This window comes from Psychrobacillus sp. Z16_25 (assembly GCF_056856695.1).
The window spans coordinates 119,316-145,609 of the sequence record NZ_JBXEOV010000007.1 but is presented as its reverse complement, the minus strand read 5'-3'; the positions used below and the strand labels follow the sequence as shown (position 1 = coordinate 145,609).

The 26,294-nt window shown below is 39.1% G+C and carries 31 protein-coding genes and 1 other annotated feature; of the genes, 29 read left to right on the top strand and 2 right to left on the bottom strand.

Annotation, left to right across the window (positions count from 1 at the left end; genetic code table 11):
- The first annotated feature begins 380 nt into the window (after window positions 1-380).
- The 19 genes from AC1VU3_RS09795 (at window position 381) to pheA (ending at window position 13,883) form a co-directional block, all read left to right on the top strand.
- Window positions 381-743, top strand: a complete 363-nt coding sequence (locus AC1VU3_RS09795) for a hypothetical protein (protein WP_482983371.1) — start codon at window positions 381-383, stop codon at window positions 741-743.
- A 52-nt stretch (window positions 744-795) separates the two neighbouring features.
- Window positions 796-1,551, top strand: a complete 756-nt coding sequence (locus tag AC1VU3_RS09790; protein ID WP_482983370.1) for a prepilin peptidase — start codon at window positions 796-798, stop codon at window positions 1,549-1,551.
- Between the two features lie 87 nt (window positions 1,552-1,638).
- On the top strand, window positions 1,639-2,292 hold the full coding sequence (locus AC1VU3_RS09785) for a hypothetical protein (protein WP_480387498.1): 654 nt from the start codon (window positions 1,639-1,641) through the stop codon (window positions 2,290-2,292).
- Between the two features lie 95 nt (window positions 2,293-2,387).
- The gene (locus tag AC1VU3_RS09780) at window positions 2,388-2,990 is read left to right on the top strand and encodes a Maf family protein (protein ID WP_482983369.1); all 603 of its coding nucleotides are present in this window, start codon (window positions 2,388-2,390) and stop codon (window positions 2,988-2,990) included.
- Window positions 2,987-3,685, top strand: a complete 699-nt coding sequence (gene radC, locus AC1VU3_RS09775; RefSeq protein ID WP_482983368.1) for a RadC family protein — start codon at window positions 2,987-2,989, stop codon at window positions 3,683-3,685. Before AC1VU3_RS09780 ends, radC begins: the two co-directional genes overlap by 4 nt.
- A 90-nt stretch (window positions 3,686-3,775) precedes the next feature.
- Window positions 3,776-4,792, top strand: coding sequence for a rod shape-determining protein (locus AC1VU3_RS09770; RefSeq protein ID WP_480387501.1), 1,017 nt, complete (start codon window positions 3,776-3,778; stop codon window positions 4,790-4,792).
- A gap of 17 nt (window positions 4,793-4,809) precedes the next feature.
- Entirely contained in the window at window positions 4,810-5,712 is a 903-nt protein-coding gene (gene mreC / locus AC1VU3_RS09765; RefSeq protein ID WP_480387502.1) for a rod shape-determining protein MreC, read from the top strand.
- Entirely contained in the window at window positions 5,709-6,230 is a 522-nt protein-coding gene (mreD, locus tag AC1VU3_RS09760) for a rod shape-determining protein MreD (RefSeq protein WP_480387503.1), read from the top strand. Before mreC ends, mreD begins: the two co-directional genes overlap by 4 nt.
- A gap of 38 nt (window positions 6,231-6,268) precedes the next feature.
- Window positions 6,269-6,940, top strand: coding sequence for a septum site-determining protein MinC (gene minC / locus AC1VU3_RS09755; protein WP_480387504.1), 672 nt, complete (start codon window positions 6,269-6,271; stop codon window positions 6,938-6,940).
- 1 nt (window position 6,941) lies between these two features.
- Window positions 6,942-7,742, top strand: a complete 801-nt coding sequence (minD, locus tag AC1VU3_RS09750) for a septum site-determining protein MinD (RefSeq protein ID WP_480387505.1) — start codon at window positions 6,942-6,944, stop codon at window positions 7,740-7,742.
- 539 nt (window positions 7,743-8,281) lie between these two features.
- Window positions 8,282-8,827 carry a hypothetical protein gene (locus AC1VU3_RS09745; RefSeq protein ID WP_480387506.1) on the top strand — a complete coding sequence of 182 codons (546 nt, stop codon included), beginning with the start codon at window positions 8,282-8,284 and terminating at the stop codon, window positions 8,825-8,827.
- Entirely contained in the window at window positions 8,820-9,416 is a 597-nt protein-coding gene (locus tag AC1VU3_RS09740) for a metalloprotease (protein WP_482983367.1), read from the top strand. Before AC1VU3_RS09745 ends, AC1VU3_RS09740 begins: the two co-directional genes overlap by 8 nt.
- A gap of 52 nt (window positions 9,417-9,468) precedes the next feature.
- Window positions 9,469-9,546: a sequence feature (ribosomal protein L21 leader region), on the top strand.
- A 12-nt stretch (window positions 9,547-9,558) separates the two neighbouring features.
- The gene (rplU, locus tag AC1VU3_RS09735; RefSeq protein WP_142643117.1) at window positions 9,559-9,867 is read left to right on the top strand and encodes a 50S ribosomal protein L21; all 309 of its coding nucleotides are present in this window, start codon (window positions 9,559-9,561) and stop codon (window positions 9,865-9,867) included.
- A gap of 1 nt (window position 9,868) precedes the next feature.
- On the top strand, window positions 9,869-10,204 hold the full coding sequence (locus AC1VU3_RS09730) for a ribosomal-processing cysteine protease Prp (RefSeq protein WP_482983366.1): 336 nt from the start codon (window positions 9,869-9,871) through the stop codon (window positions 10,202-10,204).
- Window positions 10,205-10,216: 12 nt separating this feature from the next.
- Entirely contained in the window at window positions 10,217-10,507 is a 291-nt protein-coding gene (rpmA, locus tag AC1VU3_RS09725) for a 50S ribosomal protein L27 (RefSeq protein WP_480387508.1), read from the top strand.
- Between the two features lie 183 nt (window positions 10,508-10,690).
- Entirely contained in the window at window positions 10,691-11,224 is a 534-nt protein-coding gene (locus AC1VU3_RS09720) for a Spo0B domain-containing protein (protein ID WP_482983365.1), read from the top strand.
- 5 nt (window positions 11,225-11,229) lie between these two features.
- On the top strand, window positions 11,230-12,519 hold the full coding sequence (gene obgE, locus AC1VU3_RS09715) for a GTPase ObgE (RefSeq protein ID WP_482983364.1): 1,290 nt from the start codon (window positions 11,230-11,232) through the stop codon (window positions 12,517-12,519).
- 17 nt (window positions 12,520-12,536) lie between these two features.
- Window positions 12,537-12,992, top strand: coding sequence for an ACT domain-containing protein (locus AC1VU3_RS09710; RefSeq protein WP_480387511.1), 456 nt, complete (start codon window positions 12,537-12,539; stop codon window positions 12,990-12,992).
- A 12-nt stretch (window positions 12,993-13,004) separates the two neighbouring features.
- Entirely contained in the window at window positions 13,005-13,883 is an 879-nt protein-coding gene (pheA, locus tag AC1VU3_RS09705) for a prephenate dehydratase (protein WP_482983363.1), read from the top strand.
- 186 nt (window positions 13,884-14,069) lie between these two features.
- On the opposite strand, the gene AC1VU3_RS09700 is transcribed toward pheA, so the two are convergent.
- Window positions 14,070-14,597 carry a 3H domain-containing protein gene (locus AC1VU3_RS09700; protein ID WP_480387513.1) on the bottom strand — a complete coding sequence of 176 codons (528 nt, stop codon included), beginning with the start codon at window positions 14,595-14,597 and terminating at the stop codon, window positions 14,070-14,072.
- Between the two features lie 139 nt (window positions 14,598-14,736).
- On the opposite strand from AC1VU3_RS09700, the gene AC1VU3_RS09695 reads away from it, so the two are divergent.
- The 8 genes from AC1VU3_RS09695 (at window position 14,737) to AC1VU3_RS09660 (ending at window position 21,545) form a co-directional block, all read left to right on the top strand.
- Window positions 14,737-15,627 carry a LysM peptidoglycan-binding domain-containing protein gene (locus AC1VU3_RS09695; protein ID WP_480387514.1) on the top strand — a complete coding sequence of 297 codons (891 nt, stop codon included), beginning with the start codon at window positions 14,737-14,739 and terminating at the stop codon, window positions 15,625-15,627.
- A 13-nt stretch (window positions 15,628-15,640) separates the two neighbouring features.
- On the top strand, window positions 15,641-16,489 hold the full coding sequence (locus AC1VU3_RS09690) for a phosphotransferase (RefSeq protein ID WP_480387515.1): 849 nt from the start codon (window positions 15,641-15,643) through the stop codon (window positions 16,487-16,489).
- Window positions 16,490-16,685: 196 nt separating this feature from the next.
- Window positions 16,686-17,303, top strand: coding sequence for a Holliday junction branch migration protein RuvA (ruvA, locus tag AC1VU3_RS09685; RefSeq protein WP_480387516.1), 618 nt, complete (start codon window positions 16,686-16,688; stop codon window positions 17,301-17,303).
- An 18-nt stretch (window positions 17,304-17,321) separates the two neighbouring features.
- Window positions 17,322-18,344 (top strand): Holliday junction branch migration DNA helicase RuvB, encoded by a 1,023-nt coding sequence (ruvB, locus tag AC1VU3_RS09680; RefSeq protein ID WP_480387517.1) that lies wholly within the window; start codon window positions 17,322-17,324, stop codon window positions 18,342-18,344.
- Between the two features lies 1 nt (window position 18,345).
- The gene (queA, locus tag AC1VU3_RS09675) at window positions 18,346-19,386 is read left to right on the top strand and encodes a tRNA preQ1(34) S-adenosylmethionine ribosyltransferase-isomerase QueA (RefSeq protein ID WP_480387518.1); all 1,041 of its coding nucleotides are present in this window, start codon (window positions 18,346-18,348) and stop codon (window positions 19,384-19,386) included.
- Entirely contained in the window at window positions 19,387-20,526 is a 1,140-nt protein-coding gene (gene tgt, locus AC1VU3_RS09670; RefSeq protein WP_480387519.1) for a tRNA guanosine(34) transglycosylase Tgt, read from the top strand.
- Window positions 20,527-20,571: 45 nt separating this feature from the next.
- Window positions 20,572-20,832 carry a preprotein translocase subunit YajC gene (gene yajC / locus AC1VU3_RS09665; protein WP_480387520.1) on the top strand — a complete coding sequence of 87 codons (261 nt, stop codon included), beginning with the start codon at window positions 20,572-20,574 and terminating at the stop codon, window positions 20,830-20,832.
- Between the two features lie 74 nt (window positions 20,833-20,906).
- A complete protein-coding gene (locus tag AC1VU3_RS09660) occupies window positions 20,907-21,545 on the top strand; it encodes a DUF421 domain-containing protein (RefSeq protein ID WP_480387521.1) in 639 nt (212 codons plus the stop codon).
- Here AC1VU3_RS09660 and AC1VU3_RS09655 read toward each other — a convergent pair.
- Window positions 21,542-23,068: an oligosaccharide flippase family protein gene (locus AC1VU3_RS09655; protein WP_480387522.1), complete on the bottom strand. Its 1,527-nt coding sequence runs from the start codon at window positions 23,066-23,068 to the stop codon at window positions 21,542-21,544. The two genes, AC1VU3_RS09660 and AC1VU3_RS09655, sit on opposite strands and share 4 nt — an antisense overlap.
- Window positions 23,069-23,158: 90 nt before the next feature.
- On the opposite strand from AC1VU3_RS09655, the gene AC1VU3_RS09650 reads away from it, so the two are divergent.
- Window positions 23,159-23,488, top strand: a complete 330-nt coding sequence (locus tag AC1VU3_RS09650; RefSeq protein WP_480387523.1) for a post-transcriptional regulator — start codon at window positions 23,159-23,161, stop codon at window positions 23,486-23,488.
- A 134-nt stretch (window positions 23,489-23,622) separates the two neighbouring features.
- Window positions 23,623-25,902, top strand: coding sequence for a protein translocase subunit SecDF (secDF, locus tag AC1VU3_RS09645; protein ID WP_480387524.1), 2,280 nt, complete (start codon window positions 23,623-23,625; stop codon window positions 25,900-25,902).
- Window positions 25,903-26,294: the final 392 nt, after the last annotated feature.

Here is a 26,294-nt window from a genome sequence, read left to right as displayed (position 1 = left end):
TGGGAAGATTATATTAGATTTATAAGATTAAACTATAATGTAGGAAGAAAAGCAGTTTGGAAATTATCTCTACCCATTATTCATCCTAATTTATACTTCTCTATCCATAATAATAGGTGGCTCTACTCTATAAATTATATGTTGTTTTCTTTTAAGATTTTTATATATTTTATCAATTTCAGGATCATAGTTAATTTTAAGTCGAGAATTACCTAGTAATTCAGCTCCATATAATTCAATGTTTTTCCCTGAAATTCCCCTCCTCAATGTTAATATTTGGAACTATCCCTAAAATTTTTATGTCATCTTCAGAGTAAAAAAATCCACCAATATTATTACTTCGTAAGTCATTTAATTATGATGATGGCGTAATTTATAGTATGCAATATGTCGTTGAGATACAGGACGTTGAGAATGAAAATACTGTTGATTTAGCGGAAGAAACTGAAACAGTTGGAGTGACAGATGAAGTAACAGATGAAAGTCAAGAGCCTCCCGTGTCTTCTCTAGAAACTGTTCATCTACCTAATAATTTAAAGTTAGTCACTTTTAATCTTTCTGTCTCAACTAAAAATTATCAGCATTTAGTGGAATTAATAAAAGAAATTGAAAATCTTGAACGTGTCATTCGAGTGAATCAAGTCACTTTAGCGGCACCGGGAGAAGAAGAGTTACTTCTAGCAGAGGAAACTGCATATACTTTAGAGACTATACAATTAACTACCTTTTTCCATAATCAATAACAGTAAGCGGAGTATCAAACTTGAAACTTATTACTAGAAATTAGGTGTTTAAGTGGAAATAGTTATTACATTCATTATATTTTTTTACGGTCTAATCTTCGGCTCTTTCTTCAATGTCGTGGGACTTCGTGTTCCTATGAAGGAGTCGATTGTTCGGCCTCCGTCACATTGTAAGACGTGTGATCGGAATTTGACGGCTAGGGAATTGGTGCCGGTTTTTTCGTATGTTTTCTTAAGGGGAAAGTGTAAGGGTTGTGGCAACAAAATCAGTTGGGTGTATCCGATGATGGAGCTGTTGACCGGCCTTTTATTTGCGTTGGCTTATTGGGATCTAGGGTTCTCATTAGAGTTTATCGTGGCACTTTTGTTTATTTCCCTGCTTGTGATTATTACGGTTTCTGATTTAGCTTATATGCTGATTCCAGATAAGATTTTGTTGTTCTTCCTTGTGCCTTTAGCTATTATGCGGTTTGTGTCTCCGCTAACTCCTTGGTGGGATAGTCCTCTGGGAGCCGTTGTAGGTTTTACGGTGCTTTTACTTGTGGCGCTTGTATCGAAGGGCGGCATGGGAGGAGGAGACATCAAGCTTTTCTTTGTGATTGGCTTGGTGCTTGGGACGGTTCATACCTTACTAACGTTATTCTTTGCTTCCGTTTTTGGGACAGTTTTCGGACTTATTTCGTTGCGAATTATGAAAAAAGGACGAAAAACGCCGATTCCGTTTGGACCTTCCATTGCAATTGGTGCAATTATTACGTACTTTTACGGAAGCTTGATTGTCGATTGGTATGTTAATTTGTTTGTTTAAGTAGATAACTTTTTAGGACAAGCCGACAAAGGTCTTGTCCTTTTTTATTTGCCAGATGATAAGGTGTAGGTAAACGAGGTGAAGCGGGTGCCAATACGAAGAAGAAATAGTCCGAAAAAAATGATTCTGCTAGCAGGGGCGCAAGGTGTGATTATTGGTGTTGTGGGGGTTTTGTTGTTTGGTCTCCTGTTAAATTTAGCAAGTGATAAGGAAGTGGCTGAGAAGGAGGACAATGAGCCGTCCACGGACGTTTCTGCTCCAAAAGATAACAAAGAGGGTGAAAAAATTGATGTCGCAGCAGAGCCAAATTTGGCGTTTAAGGCGCGGCAATATGGAATGTTCACGACGAAGGAAAGTGCTATTTCCTTTATGTCTGCAGAGCCGTCTTTAACGAAGGCGGGGATTGTCCAAATTGAAGGAAAGTTCTATGTATGGAGCGATGTGTTTGTGAATGAGGTTGCGGTGATTCAACAAGAGGAACTCCCTTCCTTTATTAAGACTTTTTATGTTTCCACCAGTAGCTGTGAAAGCTCACAGGTTCAAAAAATGTTTACAACTCTAAATGAAGAAACAATCTCTAAAAATTATTTTGATTCACTGTCTAATAAAGAGGAATATCCAGAGGATTTACCTAGCATCGTTCAAGCCCTATCAACGTTTTCCGACGCTCCATCCGTTCTTAGGCTACACCTTTTTACTCACTATCTAGAGAAGAACAATTGTATAAAATTAAGTTTCTAAAGGCAAAAAGACGTGAAAATCTTGTTGTTTTATTTTTTAACCAATTTCCATTTTCTCCTTTCTTCTGTATGCTTACATATATAAGGGAGGAATGTATGATGATAAAAGCAAATGTGCCAATTATTTTAGCGAGTCAGTCTCCAAGGAGAGAAGAGCTTCTAAGTAAACTGAATATCCCGTTTACGATTCAGGTATCTGGTGTAGATGAAGAGATAGCTGGAAAAGCGACACCTGAAGCTCTTGCGCTAATCATTGCAAAGAAAAAGGGAGAGCATGTTGCAAACGAGCATCCAGAATCAATCGTTATTGCAGCTGATACTACTGTATTCTTAGATGATTATTTATTATCTAAGCCTAAAAATGAACACCAGGCAAAGGAATATCTTAGAAGGCTATCCGGAAAAACGCATCGGGTGATTACTGGTGTCTCCATTAAAGGGATGGGAACTGATGTTGGATTTTCCGAAACTACATATGTGACTTTTCATGAGCTCACCGATGAATTAATAGATGCTTATGTAGCGACTGGTGATCCGCTTGATAAGGCTGGTGCCTATGGAATACAAAGCATGGGAGGGCTATTAGTACAGCGGATTGAGGGAGATTACAATAACGTAGTCGGTCTTCCTTTAAGTAGGTTATTCCATATTCTTCTTGATATGAGAGTCTTTGAATTAGACGGGGAGGGAATGCGATGACCGTGCAGCTTCCTCCAACTTTGATGATTCGAGATGTGCATTCAGCAGATAGACCTAGGGAGAGACTTATCAGGCAAGGGCCTGAAAGTCTCTCTAATCAGGAGCTGATCGCCATTCTTCTGCGTACAGGAACAAAGCAGGAGTCTGTTCTACACCTTGCAAATCGTGTACTCACTTTCTTTGAGCATATCCAGGAGCTAAAAAATGCAACGCTGGAAGAAATGATGTCTGTGAAGGGCATTGGAGAAGCAAAAGCGGTGCAGTTATTAGCTGCCGTGGAGCTAGGTAGAAGACTTGCACAGCAGCAGACAAATGAAAAATTCACCATTAAATCCCCAAAAGATGCAGCCTCTTACTTAATGCCGGATATGGTTTCCCTCCAACAAGAGCATTTTGTCGTTTTATTCTTAAACGTAAAAAATCAGATTCTCCACAAACAAACGATCTTCATAGGCTCCTTGAATGCCTCTATCGTCCATCCAAGAGAAATATTTCGTGAAGCTGTAAAACGTTCCGCTGCTTCCATTATTTGTGCGCATAATCATCCTTCTGGTAATCCTACTCCATCCGCTGAAGACATTGATGTGACTAAACGCTTACTAGAAGCAGGAAAGCTCATGGGTATTGAGTTGCTTGATCATGTTATCATCGGAGACCATCAATTTATCAGCTTAAAAGAAAAGGGGTATATGTGACACTGTGCTTTTTTCTCTCTTTCCGTTATAATGAATGGTATTACTGAGACAGTAGTTGATATTTGTATTGGAAGAAAGGGAGTAAAAATTGTGTTTGGATTTGGATCAAGAGATGTAGGTATAGATTTAGGAACAGCAAATACGCTTGTTTTCATTAAAGGAAAAGGTATTGTGCTAAGAGAGCCTTCGGTTGTAGCGAAGAATGTTCAAAATGGTGATATTGTAGCTGTCGGAAACGATGCGAAAAATATGATAGGTCGTACACCAGGCTCTATTGTCGCAATTCGTCCAATGAAGGATGGCGTAATTGCAGATTTCGACACAACCTCTGCCATGATTGAGTACTATTTGAAGAATGCCATGAAAGCATCAGGTATGTCTTGGAGTAAGCCGAATGTCATGATTTGTGTACCGTTTGGAATCACTTCTGTGGAACAGCGTGCTGTAATTGATGCAGCAAAGCAAGCGGGAGCTAGAGAAGCGCTGACAATTGAAGAGCCTTTTGCTGCTGCTATCGGTGCGAATTTACCAGTTTGGGAACCTACCGGTAGTATGGTCGTTGATATTGGTGGAGGGACAACCGAGGTTGCTGTCATCTCTCTTGGTGGCGTTGTAACGAGTGAATCTGTACGAGTAGGTGGAGATGCGATGGATATGGCGATTACAAGCTATGTTCGCAAAACGTACAACCTAACTATTGGGGAAAGAACGGCAGAAGCGATCAAGATGGAAATTGGATCTGCTCGAGTGACTGATAAGGAAGAAATGATGGATATACGTGGTCGCGATTTAGTGACTGGTTTACCGAAAACTATTGATATTTCTTCTAAAGAAATCGCGAATGCGCTAAAGGAGTCTATTGCAGCAATCATTGATGGCGTGAAGAAAACTTTGGAGCAAACTCCGCCTGAGCTTTCTGCTGACGTGATGGAGCGTGGAATCATGCTTACTGGCGGTGGAGCACTGCTTAGAAATTTAGACAAGGTTATTAGTGATCAAACAAATATGCCAGTTTTCATTGCTGAGAATCCACTTGACTGTGTGGCTATCGGGACTGGTAAGGCGTTGGATCATATGTCATTATTAAAACGCCAACAATCTAAATAGTAGGGAGAAAGCGAGCTATGCCACAATTTTTTTCAAATAAGCGATTAATCTTGCTACTTGTAGGGATGATTTTTCTTGTGGCACTCATCGGCTTTTCTTTGCGAGACCGAAATCATGCATCTTTGCCTGAACAATTAATTAAAGACGTAGTCGGCTTTGGACAATCTATGTTTTCCAAGCCGACTCAATATGTTACTGGTATTTTTAACGATGTAGAGTCTCTGCTTCATACATATGAGGAAAATACAAAGTTAAAAGCAAGGTTGGAGGATTATGCATCTCTTCAAGCGAAGGTAAATGACCTGAAGCAAGAAAATGAAAAACTGAAGGATATCGTAGAGAAAGAGGATGACATAAGAGATTATGAGTCTATTCAGGCTACGGTCATCGCAAGAAACCCTGATCAGTGGGAAGAAAAGATAATTATTGACCGTGGGGAAATACACGGTGTGGAACAGAACATGGCAGTTATGACTGCAAAAGGTTTGATAGGCAAGGTTACATTGACTACACCTTATAGTGCGACCGTGCAGCTAATGTCTACTCAGAATCCAAATTATCGTGTTTCAGCTGTAATTACTGATTCAGAGGAAGTGTTTGGTTTGATTGAAGGATATGATCAAACAAGAAGAGAATTAATTATGAAGCGAATCGATTCAGATTATGAAGTTAAAAAAGGCCAAAAGGTTATTACTTCTGGATTAGGAGGAATCTTTCCAAAGGGCATCCTAATTGGAGAGGTTACCGAGGTGACTACAGATGATTACGGCCTTACAAAGCTCGCTTATATTAAGCCAGCAGCAAGTTTTTCTTCTTTAGATCATGTAATTGTTGCGAAACGCACTATTCATTCGGTGGATGGAGCAGATGGAGGAAACACAGAAGCTGACTTAGGAGAAGGCGCAGGGGATGAATCATGATTAGATATGTCATTGTCATCATTTCGGTTCTATTATTTTATATGGAACCGATTTTTGGGCTTTTTTCTCCCATCGAGCTTAATGGAGAGACATATACGCTAGTTCCCAGGTTTTTGATTATCTACTTAATATTTGTCTCGATTTATTATGATAGAAAACGTGCAATGTTGTACGGTTTGTTTTTTGGACTCTTGTATGATGTCTTTTTCATTGATATTATTGGATTATATTCTTTTATTTACCCGTTAATGTGTTTAGTTGCTAGTTTTATTATTAAATTCATCCACCAGCATTTGTTGGTAGCAACTATCTTGGCACTTTTGTTAGTAGCAGCTGTAGAGACATTGTTATTTTTCTTCTATACATTTATTGGTATTAAGGTAATGACATTAGCAAGCTTTTCGAGCTATCATCTCATCCCTACTATGATCGCCAATTTAGTGTTTATCCTAATGTTTGGGTGGGCGTTTAAATATCTTCTTCTATACCGTTTTAATCAAAAAGCATCGCTTTCCTAGCATGCTAGTCGTTAAATGGTGGATCTGAGGTGACTTGATTGACAAAAAAGCAGTTAATATCGATTAAAGGAACGAAAGAAGGCCTTGTATTACGTTTAGACGATCAGTGTTCATATGCAGAGCTTTTAGAAGAACTAACGAAAAAAGTTTCTGATGATGGTTTTGAAGGACAGGCCGAAGTACTTTTACAGCTAGGTTATCGATATTGCAACGATGAACAGAAAAAAGAAATTATTAATTGTGTGCAAAAGACGGAACACCTTCGAGTATCGAAAATTCAAAGCGAGGTAATGACCGTCGAGGAATGTAACCGAAAGCTGTTGGAAAATCAATCAGAAACATATGTAGGAATTGTAAGGTCAGGACAAGTCGTTACTGCAGAAGGCGATCTTGTGGTCATTGGTGATGTAAATCCAAATGGCAGAGTTGTCGCTGGCGGAAACGTATTTGTCCTGGGTAGATTAAAAGGGATTGCTCATGCTGGCTCTAATGGTAATAGAGAGGCTGTCATTGCAGCATCCTGGCTAGAGGCGACACATCTTATTATTGATAATGTCATAGAAACGATGACAGATGAGCTAAGTGTTTTGTCTGAACAACCAGAAATGGAATGTGCTTACTTACATACAAATGGATCTATCGCAATAGATCGTTTGCAGGAACTTAGATTAATAAGACCAAATCTATCATCATTTAAAGGAGGAAGCTAATGTGGGAGAAGCAATTGTTATAACCTCAGGAAAAGGAGGAGTCGGTAAGACGACTACCACTGCTAACCTTGGTACTGCATTGGCTTTACAAGGCAAAAAAGTGTGCTTGATGGATACCGATATCGGCTTACGAAATCTTGATGTTGTGCTTGGCCTGGAAAATAGAATTATTTATGATTTGGTAGATGTAGTAGAAGGTCGCTGTAAGATTCATCAAGCGCTTGTAAAGGATAAGCGCTTTGAGGACAAACTTTACTTGTTGCCGGCTGCTCAAACGACGGATAAAAACGCAGTCACACCTGAGCAGATGAAGAATCTTGTGACAGAGCTTAAGCGCGATTATGACTATGTGCTGATCGATTGTCCTGCTGGAATTGAGCAAGGATATAAAAATGCCATTGCTGGAGCAGATAAGGCAATCGTCGTTACGACTCCGGAGATATCAGCCGTTCGAGACGCGGATAGAATTATTGGCTTACTGGAGCAAGAGGAAGCAATTGATCCACCAAAACTTATTATCAATCGTATTCGTCAGCACCTTATGTTAAAGGGCGACGCATTAGATATTAATGAGATTACTACTCATCTCTCCATTGACTTGCTAGGTATTGTGGCGGACGATGAAAATGTCATTTCTTCGTCTAATAAAGGAGAGCCTGTAGTGATGGATCCAACCAACCGAGCTGCATTAGGCTACCGGAATATAGCAAGACGTATTTTAGGAGAATCCGTACCATTAATGTCCATGGATACCCCTAAAAAGGGAGTTATATCAAAAATCAAATCTATTTTCTCTAAATAATATAAACATAACATTAGTAGCACAACCAAGACCGTGGTTTGTGCTACTTTTTTTTTTGCTGGGATCTTGAGATTTTGTCTAAGAAACTGGAATTGATAAGGCTATGGGAAGCGTTTTTGTTAGCCCTATCTAACACAGTGATTAAAAATTGTTTAAAGACCAATACATAAAAAACTATCACTAACGCATAGCAATTGTTAATAAAAGTAAATAAAAATTGTTTGTTCGGTCTCACAAATCAATGCTTTCTTGGTGGGGAATATCCTTCTTGGGATTCATATTACAAAATTTATGGTTCTTCGCCACAAGGTGGGGATGACATATAAGAAAAAGTTGGTTGCCAAGCGTCCGACGCAGCGGAGAACCGAAGATGCAAACTAAAAAAACAATCAGACTTTATAAGAGTCCTTTCATTCGCTTTATCCCAACAATAACTATCTATCCAAGAAGACTGAAACTACCTAAAAACTTTTTCGTGAGCTTTTTTTGGACATAGAACTGCAAGTAGTATCATACATTTTTCTTAGGGGGAATGTTATATGCTATCAAAAAAGAAATGGTTTCTAGCGATCATCTTCGTCATTTTCTTTATTACATGGTACAAGCTTGAAAGCAATGATACGCTATCTAGCGATTATACTACTATGCTTATGGCTCCTCAGAAGCCTTCTGAAATGTATGCAAAAGTAAAATCATGGGTAGCACCGGAGGAGGATTTGGTCAGTGTAAGTGGGCCTGTTCTGGATATTCCTGCAATTGAATATACGACGATCCAACCGTTTGATAAAGGAGCAATCCTCTCTTTGGAGTCATATATGGAAATTGGGGCTACGAATGATGGACTGATTATTTACACGGGCTATACAAAGAAAACTGGTAAAACACTTTCCGTTTTATACGACTCGGGAGAGACGGTTACTTATGGCTTTGTGGATGAGTTTTATCAGCTGCCATATACGACTGTAAATGCAGGAGAGCTCTTTGCCTCTGTAAAAGACAATGTCCTATATATGCAGGTAGAGAAGGATGGAGAGATATTAGAAACAAACGATATCGTGCAATGGTTAACGGCTAATTATGAGTAAGCAGTTTTTTCGTATACACCCGATCATGATTCCTTTTCTACTTTTTTTCCTTTTAGAAGGAGAGATTGCATTCTATGCAATAATCTTTGGCTCTCTAATCTTCCATGAGCTTGGACACTTATTTGGAGCTAAACTGGTAGGGGGTAAGGTGAGAAAGTGTACCATCCTTCCTTATGGCGGGGAAATTCAAATTGAACAATTTTCCAAATGGAAGAAAGGGGACCAGTTGATTGTGATACTAGGAGGTCCCTTTTTTACTGTTCTCATTTTGCTTATTAGCCTTTGGGCCTCCTTTCCACAATCTGAGCTCGTTACCTATACCCAGCTGGCAATTCTTACGATAAACTTACTTCCCATTTATCCACTTGATGGTGGGAGACTTCTTTCTGCCCTTTTTCCAGCCTGGTATATTGAAATTATTAGCTTTTCTATATTGGTTAGTTTTTTGCTCTTTTACGTGAGTTTATTTCACTTCCCAAAGGCTCTTTTTCTTAGCATTTTGTTTTTTTATATCTTACTTCAGAACTTGAATTTTTGGCGTTATAGAAGATATAAGCTAGCTTTTGATAGATTGACGAAAAGCACTTGACTCTCATTAGTTAAGTGTGGTAATATTTTAATGTTATTGTTTGTAGCAGCACCCGTTGCTACAACCGCTCTGAAAAGGTTTAAGTATTCGGTAACGAATCACCTTTAAGAAGGCGAGTCTTAGTCTAAGAGGAGGTGCAGGTATGTACGCAATTATTGAAACTGGTGGTAAACAAATCAAAGTAGAACAAGGGCAAGAAATCTACATTGAAAAATTAGATGTAAATGCTGATGAAGTTGTTACTTTTGATAAAGTTTTATTCGTAGGTGGAGATGATGTAAAAGTAGGCGCTCCATTCGTGGAAGGTGCAAAAGTAACAGCGAAAGTTGTGAAAAACGGCAAAGCTAAAAAAATCATCGTTTTCAAATACAAAGCGAAAAAGAACTATCGTAAAAAGCAAGGTCACCGTCAACCATACACTAAATTAGTAGTAGAATCTATTAGCTTATAAGATGATTAAAGTGACAGTGACAAGAGATCAATCAGGTCTTATTCATTCTTTTGAAATGAAAGGACATGCTGACTTTGCTGAACATGGGAAAGATTTAGTTTGTGCTGGTGCATCTGCTGTGTCATTTGGTGCTGTAAATGCTGTTATAGCATTGACTGGTATCACTCCTATCATTAAGCAAAAGGGTAACGGAGGGTATTTATACGTTGAAGTGCCTAGTATTGAAGACTCTGAAAAAGCTGCAAACATACAGTTAATTTTAGAATCTATGATTGTCTCTTTACAAACGATTGAGCAGGATTATGGGAAGTATATAAAAATTACCTTCAAAAAGTAGGAGGTGGAACATATGTTAAGATTAGATCTTCAGTTTTTCGCTTCGAAAAAAGGAGTAGGTTCGACTAAAAACGGTCGTGACTCACAATCCAAACGTCTTGGCGCTAAACGTGCTGATGGACAATTCGTTTCTGGTGGATCCATTTTATACCGTCAACGCGGAACTAAAATTCATCCAGGTGAAAACGTTGGACGTGGTGGAGATGACACACTTTTCGCTAAAGTTGATGGCGTAGTACGCTTTGAGCGTTATGGCCGTGACAAGAAAAAAGTAAGTGTATATCCTGTAGCTCAAGAAGCTTAATTTGCGAATTCAAAAGGACTGCATTTATGCAGTCCTTTTTTTGTGGAAAAGTTTTGCAGCAATACCCAATGAGTGAAGGATAAATGAATAAATAGGAAAAAGTATATATTGCAGCAAAGCAAAATGTTCGCTTACCTGTTATACTTATTAGAGGATAGCAAACGGTGGAGTGTGTATAATAATATGACTGATAAAACTATTACAATCAATAAAGTACTTCGTCATTCCATGCATGATTTTTTGAATAATATGCATTTAATTCAATTAAATATTGATATGGGAAAACAGGAGGAAGCCAAAAGTTTAATCCGGAGTTATGCACAAAAATGCTCCCAATTCTTTGATATTAATAATATCGGTTTGTTCCTGACAAATGAATGGCTGCAAACATTTCCTATCAGGTTTAATCTTATTACTGTCGAAGTGGAAACCTCTTTAAGAGATTTTAAGGCAACGCCAGAAGACGATCAGGAGATTTATGAGATACTAGAGCAATTTGTACAGTCTATTTATACTCATTTGACTGGATATCAAGAGCAAAAATTAACTGTTTCTATATTTATAGAAGAGAGCCTGCGTATTCAGGTAGAAATGATAGGAGAATGGAGCTCCTATGATTGGTTTTCACCATCAACGCAGTTTGCATCGATTGAATATATACAAAATAAAGAAGGACGTTTGCAATTTAACATTATTGCAAAAGAAAGATTGGAGTGAAGTAAATGTTTGTCGATCACGTGAAGATTTATGTGAAGGGTGGAGACGGCGGAGATGGAATGGTTGGTTTCCGTCGTGAAAAATATGTACCCATGGGTGGACCAGCTGGTGGAGATGGAGGAAAAGGCGGAGATGTAGTCTTTGTTGTAGATGAAGGTCTTCGTACACTAATGGACTTCCGTTATAAGCGCCATTTTAAAGCAGATCGTGGTGTTCATGGATCTAGTAAAAACATGCATGGTGCAAATGCTGATGACTTAGTAGTAAAGGTTCCGCCTGGCACGGTAGTTATTAACGAAGAAACAGGACAAGTTATCGCAGACCTTGTAGAACATGGTCAAAAGGCTGTCATTGCAAAAGGTGGACGCGGCGGACGAGGAAATTCACGATTTGCTACACCTGCGAACCCAGCGCCTGAGCTGTCTGAAAAAGGGGAGCCTGGTGCAGAGCTAAACGTTACACTTGAGCTTAAAGTACTGGCAGATGTAGGGCTAGTTGGGTTCCCAAGTGTAGGGAAATCTACTTTGTTGTCTGTAGTTTCTGCAGCTAAACCGAAAATTGCCTCATACCACTTTACCACGATTGTTCCTAATCTAGGAATGGTGGAAACAGAGGATCACCGAAGCTTTGTTATGGCAGACCTTCCAGGGTTAATAGAAGGTGCACACCAAGGTGTAGGGCTTGGTCATCAATTCTTACGTCATATAGAACGTACAAGAGTTATTGTGCATGTGATTGATATGTCTGGTATGGAGGGCAGAGACCCATACGAGGACTATGTAACAATCAACGAAGAGCTAAAGCAATATAATCTTCGATTGACTGAAAGACCTCAGCTAATCGTTGCAAACAAAATGGACATGCCGGAGGCGGAAGAAAACTTAGCGGAATTTAAGAAGAAGGTATCTTCTAATCTTAAAATATTCCCTATCTCTGCGATATCTCGTCAGGGACTAAATGAGCTTCTTTTTGCCATTGCAGACGAGCTAGAGGCAGCACCTGAATTCCCGCTAGAGCATGTAACAGAGGAAGAGTCACAAACCGCAGTTATGTATAAGCATGAAGCGGAAAAAGATGATTTTGTCATCACAAGAGACGATGACGGTGCATATGTGCTTTCTGGTGGATCAGTAGAACGTTTATTTAAAATGACTGACTTTAGCAGAGAAGACTCTATTAGAAGATTCTCTAGACAGCTTCGCGGCATGGGAGTAGATGATGCTTTACGTGCAAGAGGTGCGAAGGATGGAGACACCGTACGCCTGCTACAATTTGAATTTGAATTTATCGAATAAGGAAAGAGGAGAGCCGGATGAAGGATGTTACGAGTCAACGTTTTTTTCTAGTGAGAGAAGACGTGCTAACCGAAGCAATGCAAAAAACACTTGATGCTAAGCAATTGCTACAATCAGGGAGGGTATCCTCGATATGGGACGCGGTAAAGCAGGTAGACTTGTCTCGAAGTGCCTTTTATAAATATCGTGATGCGGTTTTTCCGTTCCATTCGATTGTTCAAGAAAAAATCTTAACTGTATTTTTGCAGCTTGAGGATAGAGAGGGAACGCTTGCAAGGCTCCTCTCCTTGGTTGCAGAATCAGCTTGCAATGTTTTAACGATTCATCAGACGATACCGATCCAGGGTAGGGCAAGTGTTACGTTATCATTAGATGTCACAGCCATGAACAAAGAGCTAGATGAATTCATGAGCGAAATGAAGCGTTTGGATTTTGTGGAGTCTGCAGAAGTAATCAGCTCAGGAGCTATTTAAGGAGAGGGTATTTTGTCTACTCAACAAGTTTCATACTTAGGACCAGAGGCTTCCTTTACACATCTAGCCTCTAAGTTTTTATTTCAACAAGAAGAGCTAATTCCTATGAGAACAATTCCAGAATGTATTGAGTCTGTTAGTAACGGAACTGTTGATATAGCAGTGGTGCCACTAGAAAATGCATTAGAAGGTACAGTCCCATTGACCATCGACTATTTGTTTCATGAAGTGGAAGTATCGGTGATTGCAGAAATTTTAGCTCCTATTGAGCAGCACTTAATGGTGCATCTAAAAAACAAGGATAGATGGGAGCAAATTACACAGATATATTCTCATCCACACGCTTTGGCTCAGTGTCACAAATATTTATATAATCGATGCGGTAAGGTTCCATTGGAGCAGTCTTCCTCCACTGCAGCTGCAGCGAAATATGTTTCGGAAAATGAAGAGCTTTGTATTGCTGCAATAGGTAATGCTTCAGCAGCAACGGAGTATGGATTGACTATCGTACAGCCGAACATACACGATTTTCATTTTAATCATACTCGTTTTTTTGTTCTTTCTAAGAGCAAGGATAAAGTAGTGACTCCCGGACATACGGGACAAATAAAAACGACGGTAATGATTAACCTTCCGAAGGATGATCGATCAGGAGCCCTTCATCAAGTATTATCTGTATTTGCTTGGAGACAGCTGAACCTGAGTAAAATTGAATCTAGACCTTTAAAGACAGGGCTGGGTCAATATTTTTTCATAATAGATGTGCTTGAGGATGAAGAAAAGCCAATGATGGTGGGAGCGCTAGAAGAGTTGAAGGCGTTAGGATGCGAGGTTAAATCGTTAGGATCCTATTATACATATGAAACAAATAAAGGGGTGCCCCATGAGTAGTAAGCTTATGGGACCCCCTTTTTATTTATAATTTGGACTATCGCATGGCTTATACTATACTAGCTACCTTTTCAGTAGTAACGAGCCGTCTCCTGAAGACCTTTTCTAATGAATCGATTTGTTCGTTTGCAAGAATCACTGGTGTTTAAGTGGAAGACAGAGATACACTGTCAAATCACTCCTACTCTAGTCCTCAAGCAAATAGCCTTTTTTTCGGATAGCGTCTATTCCTCTTTCTAGGATTGCCTCGGATGGAGCAGATAAAAGATGTAGATGGATGCCAGAGGTTAACTCTAACAGAAAGGCTGCCTCCGTCTCTTTTATTTTCTTTAAAAACAATTCGACATCCTGTCGATTGGAAACCATGATGGGAGAAGTTATTTCTCCGTAAACAGGATGCTCAATCATTACTTTTTCTACGGTTACACCCTCATCAACCAGCGTGAAAAGCTCGTCCTCTGTTTCGTGGGGCTGGTGAGTACATGCTACCTTCCGTTGTACGTAATTATTTTCCTGGCTTGGCAGTAAGATATACCCTTGGCTAGTTGCCACGATAGGGTGGTTTGTGGCCTTTAAGAGGGTAATATCATTCACGATTACCTGTCTACTAACATTCGCTAATTTTGCTAGCTCTGCACCGGTGACAGGCTGTGATTGTTCTTTTAGATACGTATAAAGCCAGCTTCTTCTTTCTTCCCCTTTTAACTTTTTCATCACAAAAGTCCTCCAAACTTGCATAACGATATAATGGTTATTCATAAGTTTATCATGAAGGGATGGGTCAATGTTTGAAAATCTGTGACCAAATTTTAACGATAGACATAATGTAAAGGAGAACGAAGGGAGGAAGACTTTGCAAGTTCATATTGTCAAAAAAGGTGATACATTGTGGAAAATATCTAGAGAATATGGAGTTTCTTTTGATGAAGTAAAAAAGCTAAATGCACATCTTGCAAACCCAGATTATATTGTACCGGGAATGAAAATTTTTATTCCAGACATGAAGACGAATGAAACATCCATGGGACACCCATATTCAGATGGGCGTCCAGTAAAAAAAGATATGGGGGCGGCACCTCATTATGGTTCTCTGCCACCGAAAGCGAAGCAATATACGGCACCAGCTACTACACCTTCCAAGGAGCAGCCAATAAAAGCTCAGCCGATGAAGGAACAGCCAAAAGCACAGCCAATCCAGCCTGTACCAATTCCAATGCCAACACCAATGCCAACGCCAATGCCAGCACCACAACCTATTCATATCCACCATCAGCCGATCTATCAAGCACCCCCGGTACAGCCGATTCAACCATATATCATACCATTCCACATGATGCATAAACCTGAAGTGGAAAAAATGCCTTCCCCGAAAGGCTGGAAGCTAGATGAATCCACTGGCATCGATATTCATGTAAACTTCGAGGAAAATTATACTTATAATGTTCAGCCGCCGAAGGAAGAAGTGAAAGAGCAAATGGTTGCGCCTATGTTAGATGAACCGTCATCTGCTATTTATCATAAGCATTATGAGTCATGTGAACAACCAATGTTTACAGGACCAATGTATTATGCACCACACGGTTTTTGTGGACATTGTGGTCATCAGCAGTACCCGATGTATGGAGAGCCTGTATATAACCATTCATACATGCAACCGATGCCACAATTCCATGCCCATCAAGGCTGCGGCTGCCACCATACATCCCATTATCCCGTTCATCCATACAACCCATACCCTTATTAAGAATCTAACTTAAGTGAAAACATACACGAAGCAGATAAAAAAGAATGTATGGAAATGGAAGAATGAAAATGGTGTGTATTCTGTAAAAAAGTATCCTTTATTAGAGCAAGCCGAAAAGATTCGTTTCATTCATTATGAGCTTCAACAGCTAGAGGATCCTTTTGTTTTGCCAATCGTCCCCTCTACTCAAGATGATTTTATTATCCAGCCATGGTTTAAAAGTACCCGTTCCGTTAATTATAAAAATGTAGAGGATCGAATGGGAGTCTATAACATCTTAGATAGGCTCCATCAGTCTTCTTCTATAATCAATTGGGAGGATAGTGGGTACTTACAGCCCTTTGATTTAGTGAATAAATGGCAAGGAAGGCTTATGAGGGTAAAAAGTATTTCTGGGTTTCTGGAAATCCATTTAGGGTATCAGTTAACCCAGACCCTTATTATGTATGGAGAAATTGCCTTGGCCAATATCCAGCAATTCGATAGTGCAAAGCAAACACTCCTGCATGGAGACGTTGTACACCATAACTTTTTGACGAATGATTTTTCTTATAAGATTATTGATTTTGATCTTGCAGTCCTTGGTCCGCGTGAAATAGAAAATATTCTTTGGATTCATCGAGTGCTACCTGACTTGGACTATCAAGTCGACAAGATAATCGAAGAATTTCCTTCCTTGGAAGAGGTTATCGCAAAATATAAGGAAGCCATTATGTATCCAAATGAGATTTTTAGAGAATGGCTATATGCTTTTGCGCTGCCAGAAGAAAGGAAATACAAGTTTATTGAGCAACTGGTTCCTTATACAACGAAGGCTATAACAAATTGGCCAAAGTTGTGCTATAATTTAAGTAAATTATAAGAATGGGTGTCTCATAAGTAGAATACTTATGGAACACCCTTCTTTCTTTGGCTGATATTTGTTTTGTAGCAGATTCCTAAGATGTCGCATGAAATGCAATATCCTTGTAGCAAAGGGGCTCTGGAAATGACTTTTCAGAAGGTCCCTTCTTTGTATATATGCTATAATAATGATAGATTATGGAGGAGAAACTGAGATGTATGATTACATAAAAGGACAGGTCACCAGAGTGACGCCAGAATATGTGGTAATAGAGCAGCAAGGGATCGGCTATCAAATATATACCCCAAACCCCTTTGTTTTTCATAAAGGCGAAGAAGTGATTCAGATTTTTACCCATTTGCATGTGAGAGAGGATGCACACCAGTTAATGGGCTTTCCAACACTTCCACAAAGAGAGCTTTTTCGTAAGTTAATCTTAGTGTCAGGAATTGGACCTAAAGGTGCTCTCGCTATTTTGGCGAGTGGGGAACCAAATCATGTTATCCAAGCAATTGAGAGGGAAGACGAAGCCTTTTTAGTGAAATTTCCAGGTGTCGGAAAGAAGACTGCTCGTCAAATGATACTTGACTTAAAGGGAAAGCTAAACGACTTAATCGATATAGAATTATTAGACTATACAGAGGTGGAGCCATCGTTGTTCTCAGAGGAGTCCGATCATGAACTAGAGGAAGCGATGCTTGCACTTGCAGCCTTGGGCTATTCCGAGCGAGAGCTCTCTAAAATTCGCTCTACCCTAAAAGACAGCAAGGATTTAACTACTACGGATGCATATATGAAAAAGGCCTTACAGCTATTATTTTCCGGCAAATAAGGAGAGGAGGGACTGTGTATGTCAGAAAGGGTTATATCAAGCGAGGCTTCTCATTACGATGAGCCTTTTGAACAGTCGCTTCGTCCTCAATTATTATCTCAATATATTGGACAGGATAAAATTAAACATAACTTGGCCATTTTTATAGAAGCTGCACGAATGAGAAGTGAGAGTCTAGACCATTGTCTATTATATGGCCCGCCTGGTCTTGGTAAGACGACACTTGCTGCAGTTATTGCAAATGAAATGAATGTTCAAATTCGAATGACTAGTGGTCCAGCAATAGAACGGCCTGGTGATTTAGCTGCTATTCTTAGCTCGCTGGAGCCTGGTGATGTATTATTTATAGATGAAATTCATCGCTTGAACAGATCCATTGAAGAAGTTTTATATCCTGCAATGGAGGACTTTTGCTTAGATATTGTGGTAGGAAAAGGACCTTCTGCTAGAAGTGTTCGATTGGATTTACCACCTTTTACGCTAATTGGCGCTACTACGAGAGCCGGCTCTTTATCTGCTCCGCTAAGGGATAGATTTGGTGTCCTCCTGAGACTGGATTATTATGAAGAGGAAGCATTAACCTCTATAGTAAAAAGAAGTGCAGAGCTATTCAATGCATCCATCGACTACGAATCTGCAGGTGAAATAGCCAGACGGTCTAGAGGGACGCCGCGTATTGCAAACAGGCTACTAAAGAGGGTCCGTGACTATGCGCAGGTAAGAGGAAACGGGAATATAACGTTACCGATTGCTAACGAAGCTCTAGAACTGCTTCAAGTGGACCCAAAGGGAATTGATCATATAGACCATAAGCTGCTTATTTCGATGATTGAAAGATTTAGAGGCGGCCCAGTAGGCCTAGATACCATTGCTGCTAGTATTGGTGAAGAATCCACCACGATAGAGGATGTGTATGAGCCATATCTTCTTCAAATCGGCTTTATCCAACGTTCTCCTAGAGGTAGGATTGTGACACCACTAGCATACGAACATTTAGGAATACCATTGTTAGATGAAATGAATAAAAAAGGAAGGTCTTAATGTGCGAGTAGAAGATTTTGATTTTGAATTACCAGAAGAATTAATAGCACAAACACCTTTACAGGATAGAACAAGCAGTCGACTACTTGTGGCTGATTACCCAAATAACCAGCTGTCCCATACCACTTTTGCTTCCATTATTGATGAGCTACATGAGGGAGATTGCCTTGTCCTAAATGACACGAAGGTAATGCCTGCTCGTTTGATGGGGGTTAAGGAGGATACTGGTGCCAATATTGAGGTATTGTTGCTAACCCAACTAGAGGGAGACGAATGGGAGACGCTTGTCAAACCAGCAAAACGAGTAAAAATCGGCACAAGAATTGTTTTTGGTGAAGGTCTTCTCGTTGCTGAATGTATTGGTGTGAAGGAGCACGGAGGGAGAATTCTTCGATTTGAATATTCCGGTGTGTTTTTTGAAATTTTGGATAAGCTAGGAGAAATGCCACTTCCTCCTTATATCCATGAAAAGCTCGAGAATAAGGATCGTTATCAAACGGTATATGCCAAAGAGCAGGGATCCGCTGCAGCGCCAACTGCGGGACTTCATTTTACAAAAGATCTGCTTGAAAAGATTCAGGCAAAGGGAGTGAAGCTTGCTTTTGTGACCTTGCATGTAGGTCTAGGAACCTTCCGTCCAGTAAGCGTAGATTCTATAGATGACCATGAAATGCATGCAGAATTCTATCGTATAACGAAAGAAACGGCAGACCTTATTAATAATGTAAAGAAAAACGGTGGAAAGGTTGTAGCCGTTGGGACAACCTCTACACGAACTTTAGAAACGGTTGCTAGCAAGTTTAATGGAGAACTACAAGAGGATAGTGGCTGGACGTCTATTTTTATTTATCCTGGCTATGAATTTTCTTGTATAGATGGGATGATTACTAATTTCCATCTTCCTAAATCCACGCTTGTGATGCTGGTTAGTGCTCTAACATCGAGAGGTTTTATTTTAGATGCATATAAAGAAGCAGTGAATTTACGTTATCGTTTCTTTAGCTTTGGAGATGCAATGTTTATAAAAGGAAGGAATTATTAAATGACTGCTATAACATATGAATTGATTAAAAAAGATAAGCAAACTGGAGCGCGTCTAGGGATTGTGCATACACCACATGGATCTTTTGAAACGCCTACATTTATGCCAGTGGGTACACAGGCAACAGTTAAAACGATGGCTCCTGAGGAAATTAAAGAGATGAAGGCTGGGATTATACTAAGTAACACTTATCATCTATGGCTTCGCCCAGGTCACGACATTATAAAAGAAGCTGGCGGTCTTCATAAATTCATGAATTGGGATCGAGCAATCTTAACAGATTCCGGTGGCTTCCAGGTCTTTAGTTTAAGTGATATGCGTAGAATCGAAGAAGAGGGAGTACATTTTCGTAACCATTTAAATGGAGACAAGCTCTTTTTAAGTCCTGAAAAATCAATGGAAATCCAAAATGCATTGGGCTCGGACATCATGATGGCATTTGATGAATGCCCACCTTATCCAGCAAGCTTTGAATACATGAAAGCATCAGTAGAACGTACCTCACGATGGGCAGAGCGATGCTTGACTGCTCATACAAATACGGAAAAACAGGGGCTATTCGGAATTATTCAAGGGGGAGAGTATGAGGAGCTTCGCAGACAATCTGCAAGTGATTTAATTTCTCTTGATTTTCCAGGATACGCGATTGGAGGTTTATCTGTTGGTGAGCCAAAGGATGTCATGAATCGAGTGCTTGATTTTACTACTCCGTTAATGCCTGAAAACAAGCCACGATATCTAATGGGAGTAGGGTCACCAGACTCCTTAATAGATGGCTCTATACGTGGAGTGGATATGTTCGATTGTGTACTACCAACTCGTATTGCTCGAAACGGCACTTTCTTCACACATAAGGGACGTCTTGTTATAAAGGGAGCAGCTTATGCTCGTGACTTTGGTCCGATTGATGAGAAATGTGATTGCTATACTTGTAAAAATTATTCACGTGCTTATTTACGCCATTTATTTAAGGCAGATGAGACATTCGGATTGCGCTTAGCATCGTATCATAACCTTCATTTCTTGATGAAATTAATGGAAAATGTACGTCAAGCAATTCGAGAAGACCGCTTATTAGACTTTAAAGAAGAATTTTTTGAAGAGTATGGTTATAATAAACCGAATGCAAAAAACTTTTGATTCTTGTATACTGTATAGAGAGTAAAAAGGAGGGAAATATTATTCATGGAAACACTAGTGGGATTGTTGCCTATTATCGCTATGTTTGCGGTAATGTGGTTCTTTATTATTAGACCAGCACAAAAACGTCAAAAAGCAACTGCAGAAATGCAAAATAGCTTAAAACGTGGAGACAAAGTAATCACTGTTGGTGGTCTACACGGTACAATAGATGCTATCGACGATACAACGGTGTATGTGACTGTTGCTGATGGTACTCGCTTGCAATTTGAGCGTGTCGCAATTGGACGAGTTATTACTGAATAAGCAACTAAAAAAAGAACTTACTCTTTATGAGTAAGTTCTTTTTCATTGGGAACACTATGCTAGAGGTGAGTCCTATGATGGATATACTTATAATTATTGGTAGAACCTTTATATTATATTGGTTAATATTAGTCATCTTTCGTCTAATGGGCAAGCGAGAGGTTGGAGAGCTTAGTATATTTGATTTGGTAGTTTTCCTATTAATTGCTGAAATAGCTAGCTTTTCTTTGGATGACCCAGAAACAGATTTCATCCAGGCAATTATTCCAATGGTTATCCTACTAATTATTCAAGTATCAGTTTCCTATCTGACGATGAAATACAAAAGATTTAGAGACCTGCTGGAAAGTAATGCTTCTCTGATTATAAAGAATGGCGTCATCATGGAAAAGGAAATGAGAAAGCAACGTTATAATCTAGATGACTTGCTGCAACAGCTGAGAGAACAGCAAGTAGGATCCATTCAGTCAGTAGAAACTGCTTTTTTAGAGCCTTCTGGAAATCTTTCCGTCTTCAAGAAGGAGGAAGAGCAATACGTTTACCCTTTAATCCTAGATGGGGACATCCAGCAAAACCATTTAAGAATTATTGGAAAGAGCGAAAAATGGCTTAGAGAAGAGCTAGAGAAAAAGCTTGTGCAGAATGTAGAAAATATTTTTTACTGCAGCTATGAGAATGATGAGTTGTATATTCAGTTGAAATTAGAGCATTAAAATTTATTTTTCGTTGTTTTTGCGATATTAAATATGATGCGAAGTTCTTTGCGTTTTATTTGACCAAAAAGAGCGAGGCCGATTATTAAGATTACTAGCGTAATGAGGCAATCAATTATTAGTGGCTGTTGTCCGATTTGATAAAGCAGGGGTCTTCCAATGATCGTAAGCAAGAAAACAGCATAAGGTAGAGCGAAAAACGAGAAGCCGATTTGCGCTTCTTTTTTTTCCTTCAAGGAAGCGATATGTAAGAAGGATGTAATAAGTACTCCAAATCCAATCGCAACGATTGCTCCTTTTTCTTGGATGGCTGGCTGAGACGCTAAGAAAAATAATAGGAGCAGCTTGCCGATTCCACCATAAAGAGAGTTTAAAAAAGCAGTGTTTGAGCTATTTAAAGCCTGCAAGATTGAGAATAGCGGACTTTGAATGTAATAAAAGAAAAAGATTGGAGCTAAGATTCTCATGTAAGTGTCAACATTCTCTACATGAAAAAGAGCAGACACTAGATCCCCGCCATGAAGATAAAAGACAGTCGCAGCGAAACACCCAGTAAGCGTGGAGAATTTTAAGGATAAATGAATTCTTTCCTTCAATAGCACAAAATTATTCCTTGCATAGGCATCACTTACCGCTGGAATCAGCACAATCGAGAGAGCTGCGGAAATGAAGGACGGAAATAGTAGTAATGGGATAAGTACTCCTGAAATTACTCCGTAGAGTGTCGTTGCTGCTACAGCTGTCATCCCAGTTATGGCCAATGCCTTGATGAAAATAATTGGTTCTAAAAACCATGTAAAAGATCCAAAAAGCTTACTCCCTGAGGATGGTAATGCAATAGACATCATTGGGGTTAGAGGATAGGATTTGCTTGGTTTCGTATGGGTTTGCTTTTTTTTCCACTTGTCATACTTCCATTTCAAATAAATAAACGCAACCGCTTCCGCAATTAATGCCAGGAGCATAGCATATGCAGCCGCTTCCTGTGGCGTAGAAGAGGTCAAAAAGAAAGGTAAAGCAAAAGTGATTAATACAATTCTTACAACCTGTTCCATCAATTGAGCAATTGCGGTTTCTTCTAGTCGAGCAATCCCTTGAAAGAAGCCCTTTAAGATTCCTCCAGCAGCTGCGATTGGAATAATAGCAATAGATATATATAGTGTCATGGTGATTGCTTCATTTTTAAGTAGGCTGCTTGAGATGAGAGGTGTTACCAAGATAAAAATTGGTGTAAAAACAATCAGGGTGATGACGGTTACAATAATGGATGTTCGAATAACCGAAAAATACTGGTTTACTGCATTCCTTGTCCGAAGCTCAGCAATAATTTTAGCGATGGCAATTGGAATACCTAGTTGAATAATAGATAGGAAGAAGATAAATGCTGGATAGGCAGCACTATAGATACCAACTGCTTCTTCCCCTGTAAGTCGAACAAATTGCATACGATAAATAAAACCTAAGAACTTGGACAAAAAAATGGCAACCATTAAAACCATTGAGCCTCTTAAAAAAGTTGACAAATAAACACTTCCTTCTCAAATACAGGAACTTCGTTTACAATAACAATATGAGATTGCTAAGTACATTATTCTATAAAGAGGTGCGGTATTTTGGAAAACTTACACAATGATATTTATACCCACGTACTGCCAGCATTAGAAAGTAAAAAGAACGAGTTTAAAGTTTATCAGTATGACACCGTAAATGAAATGGACCTATGGAAATATCTTGTGCACAAGAAATGGCGCAAAAAAGAGGTTAGTTCTATTTCTTTACATCAAATCGTGAACGATATCATGTCTTTAACCCCTGCTGAATACATGACCTTTGAGCAGATTGAGAATTATAGGTCATCAAATTGGTTCGCAGAAATTAATCATGAGGAATTACAGGTTTTGTTAAATCCTAAAAAAGCGGAAGCAGAAGAGGAAAAGGAATAGAATAGCCATTTGACAGTAAGCCTTTCCTGTTTCATAATTAACTTGTTGCTTTATGGAAAAATAGAGAGGTATTATCAACACTAACTGTCCTTGAACAAAGGTCTTTAGCGTTATCATAGGAGGAAATAGTACATATGAAAACTAGAGGACGCATAGTCGCGTTTTTATTACTCATCGTAGTGTTTGCTGGAACGATTAGTCCGACAGTTGGTGGAGTTCTAAACAATATTAAATTAGGACTTGATTTGCAGGGAGGCTTTGAGGTTTTATACGAGGTTGATCAACTAAATGAAGAAAGCCCTGAAATTACCGACGATATTGTAACGGATACTGCGGAAGCATTAAATAGTAGGGTCAATTCTATCGGTGTAAGCGAACCTAGTATACAAATCGAGGATGGAAATCGTATCCGAGTTCAGCTGGCGGGAGTAGAAGACCAAAACTCAGCTAGAGAGCTTCTGTCTACCCAAGCTAACTTAACTTTCCGAGATTCTAACGATGTCGTTATGTTAGATGGAAATGATTTAAAAGAGGGTGGAGCAAAGGCGGAGTTTAACCAAAACGGTCAGCCAATTGTAACACTCCAATTGAAGGATGCCAATAAGTTTGGACAAATTACTTCCGAGATTTCATCAAGACCATTTCCAGACAACGTGTTAATTATCTGGCTGGATTTTGAAGAAGGTGTAGATTCTTACGCTGCAGAAGTGGTAAAACCTCCAGAAGAACAAAAATTTATCTCTAATCCAACTGTTAGTCAAACAATCAATTCAGACAGTGTAGAAATTTCTGGTTCCTTTACAGTAGAAGAAACAAAAAGCTTAGCAGGAATTTTAAATGCAGGGGCATTACCTGTCAAATTAACAGAAATTTATTCGACTTCTGTTGGAGCTCAGTTTGGCGAACAGGCTTTAGATAGTACCGTATTAGCTAGTATCATCGGGGTAGCGGCAATCTTTATCTTTATGATTTTCTATTATCGCCTACCTGGAGTAGTAGCAGTTATCTCTTTAAGTGTTTATATTTACTTGATTCTATTGATTTTTGATTGGATTAACGGAGTACTAACATTACCTGGTATTGCAGCGATTGTTCTTGGGGTAGGTATGGCAGTCGATGCGAATATCCTAACCTATGAAAGAATAAGAGAAGAGCTTAGAGTAGGTAAGTCAGTGAAGAAAGCCTTTGATACAGGTGCTAAATCATCTTTCACTGCAATTTTAGATGCAAATATTACTACCTTACTTGCAGCGGTTGTTCTTTTCTACTTTGGTACAAGCTCAGTAAGAGGGTTTGCTACGTTATTGATTATAAGTATTTTGGTAATATTTATTACAGCAGTTTGGGCATCTCGTATTTTACTAAGTCTATTAGTGAATAGTGGATACTTTGATAACAAGCCTGGCTGGTTTGGTATACCGAAGAAGAAGATGCACCCAGTTGAAGACGAGGTAGATACACTTGACCTAACAACGAAATTCGATCGCTTCGATTTTGTGCATAGTAGAAAAATCTTCTACATTGCTTCCATCGTTTTAACGGTAGCTGGAATCATTATTCTAAGTGTATTCAAGCTAAATCTAGGGATTGACTTTTCACAAGGAACACGTGTCCAAATTCAATCTGAGCAAGCTTTAACTCAAAGTATTGTTGCTGAAAAGATTGAAAGTATCGGGCATCCTTCTGAAGATATTGTTATCTCTGGAGATGAAAGCGAAACCGCTGTAGTTCGATATAAAGAAGATTTTAGCCAAGAAGAAATCAATACTTTAAAAGAAGAATTAAAGGCTGAATTTGGTGTTGAGCCAAGTATAAATACAGTCTCTCCTACAGTTGGTCGTGAATTAGCTCAAAATGCAATGTATGCATTGCTATTTGCTGCAATAGGTATTGTTATTTATGTAGCATTTAGATTTGAGTGGAGAATGGGACTAGCATCCGTCGTATCCTTACTGCATGATGCCTTCCTAATGGTTGCCATCTTCAGTATTTTGAGACTAGAGGTAGATATAACCTTTATTGCAGCAGTTCTAACCATTGTTGGTTACTCAATTAATGATACGATTGTTACATTTGACCGTATACGAGAAAATCTACATCGAAGTAAGGTTATTACATCCGAAGCTGAGCTTGCTGAGGTTGTGAATAAATCACTACGTCAAACGTTAGGACGCTCTGTAAATACTGTTTTAACAGTCATCTTTGTGGTAGTTGCTTTATTACTATTTGGTGCAGAAGGCATTCGCAATTTCTCTATTGCATTGTTGATCGGCTTAATTGCAGGAACTTACTCATCTATATTCATCGGTGCACAGCTATGGTATGACCTAAAGGTTAAACAGCTACGTAAATCTGGTGGAATTGATGTGAAAAAAGAAGAAAAAACATGGGGTTCAGATGAGCCTGTAGTTTAATAAGTAGAAAATCTGGGTTCACTTAGGTGCGCTCAGGTTTTTTATTTTGCATTCGGGATGTGAGGAGGTGAAGGTGCTCGTACAAGATATTTATTCTTGTATTGCTAATGTATTCCGCAGGCCTGGTTACGATGATAGTGAAATAAATCGATTTCTACAATATTTGTTGGTGGTATCTATATAAATGCAAAAGATTACACTTTTTTTAAAACTGACTAGGAACAATCTATAAAAAGTAGATTTGTGCACTATAAAACACCTATATGACCGAAGATGTATATAAAAATGTTGGGATTCTCATTGGTTATAGAGAGTTGATTGGAATTGAGGGTGGCAGACTCCTGCGGGAAAAGCAAATGTTATTTGCGACGAAAGAAAAGCGTAAGGAACAC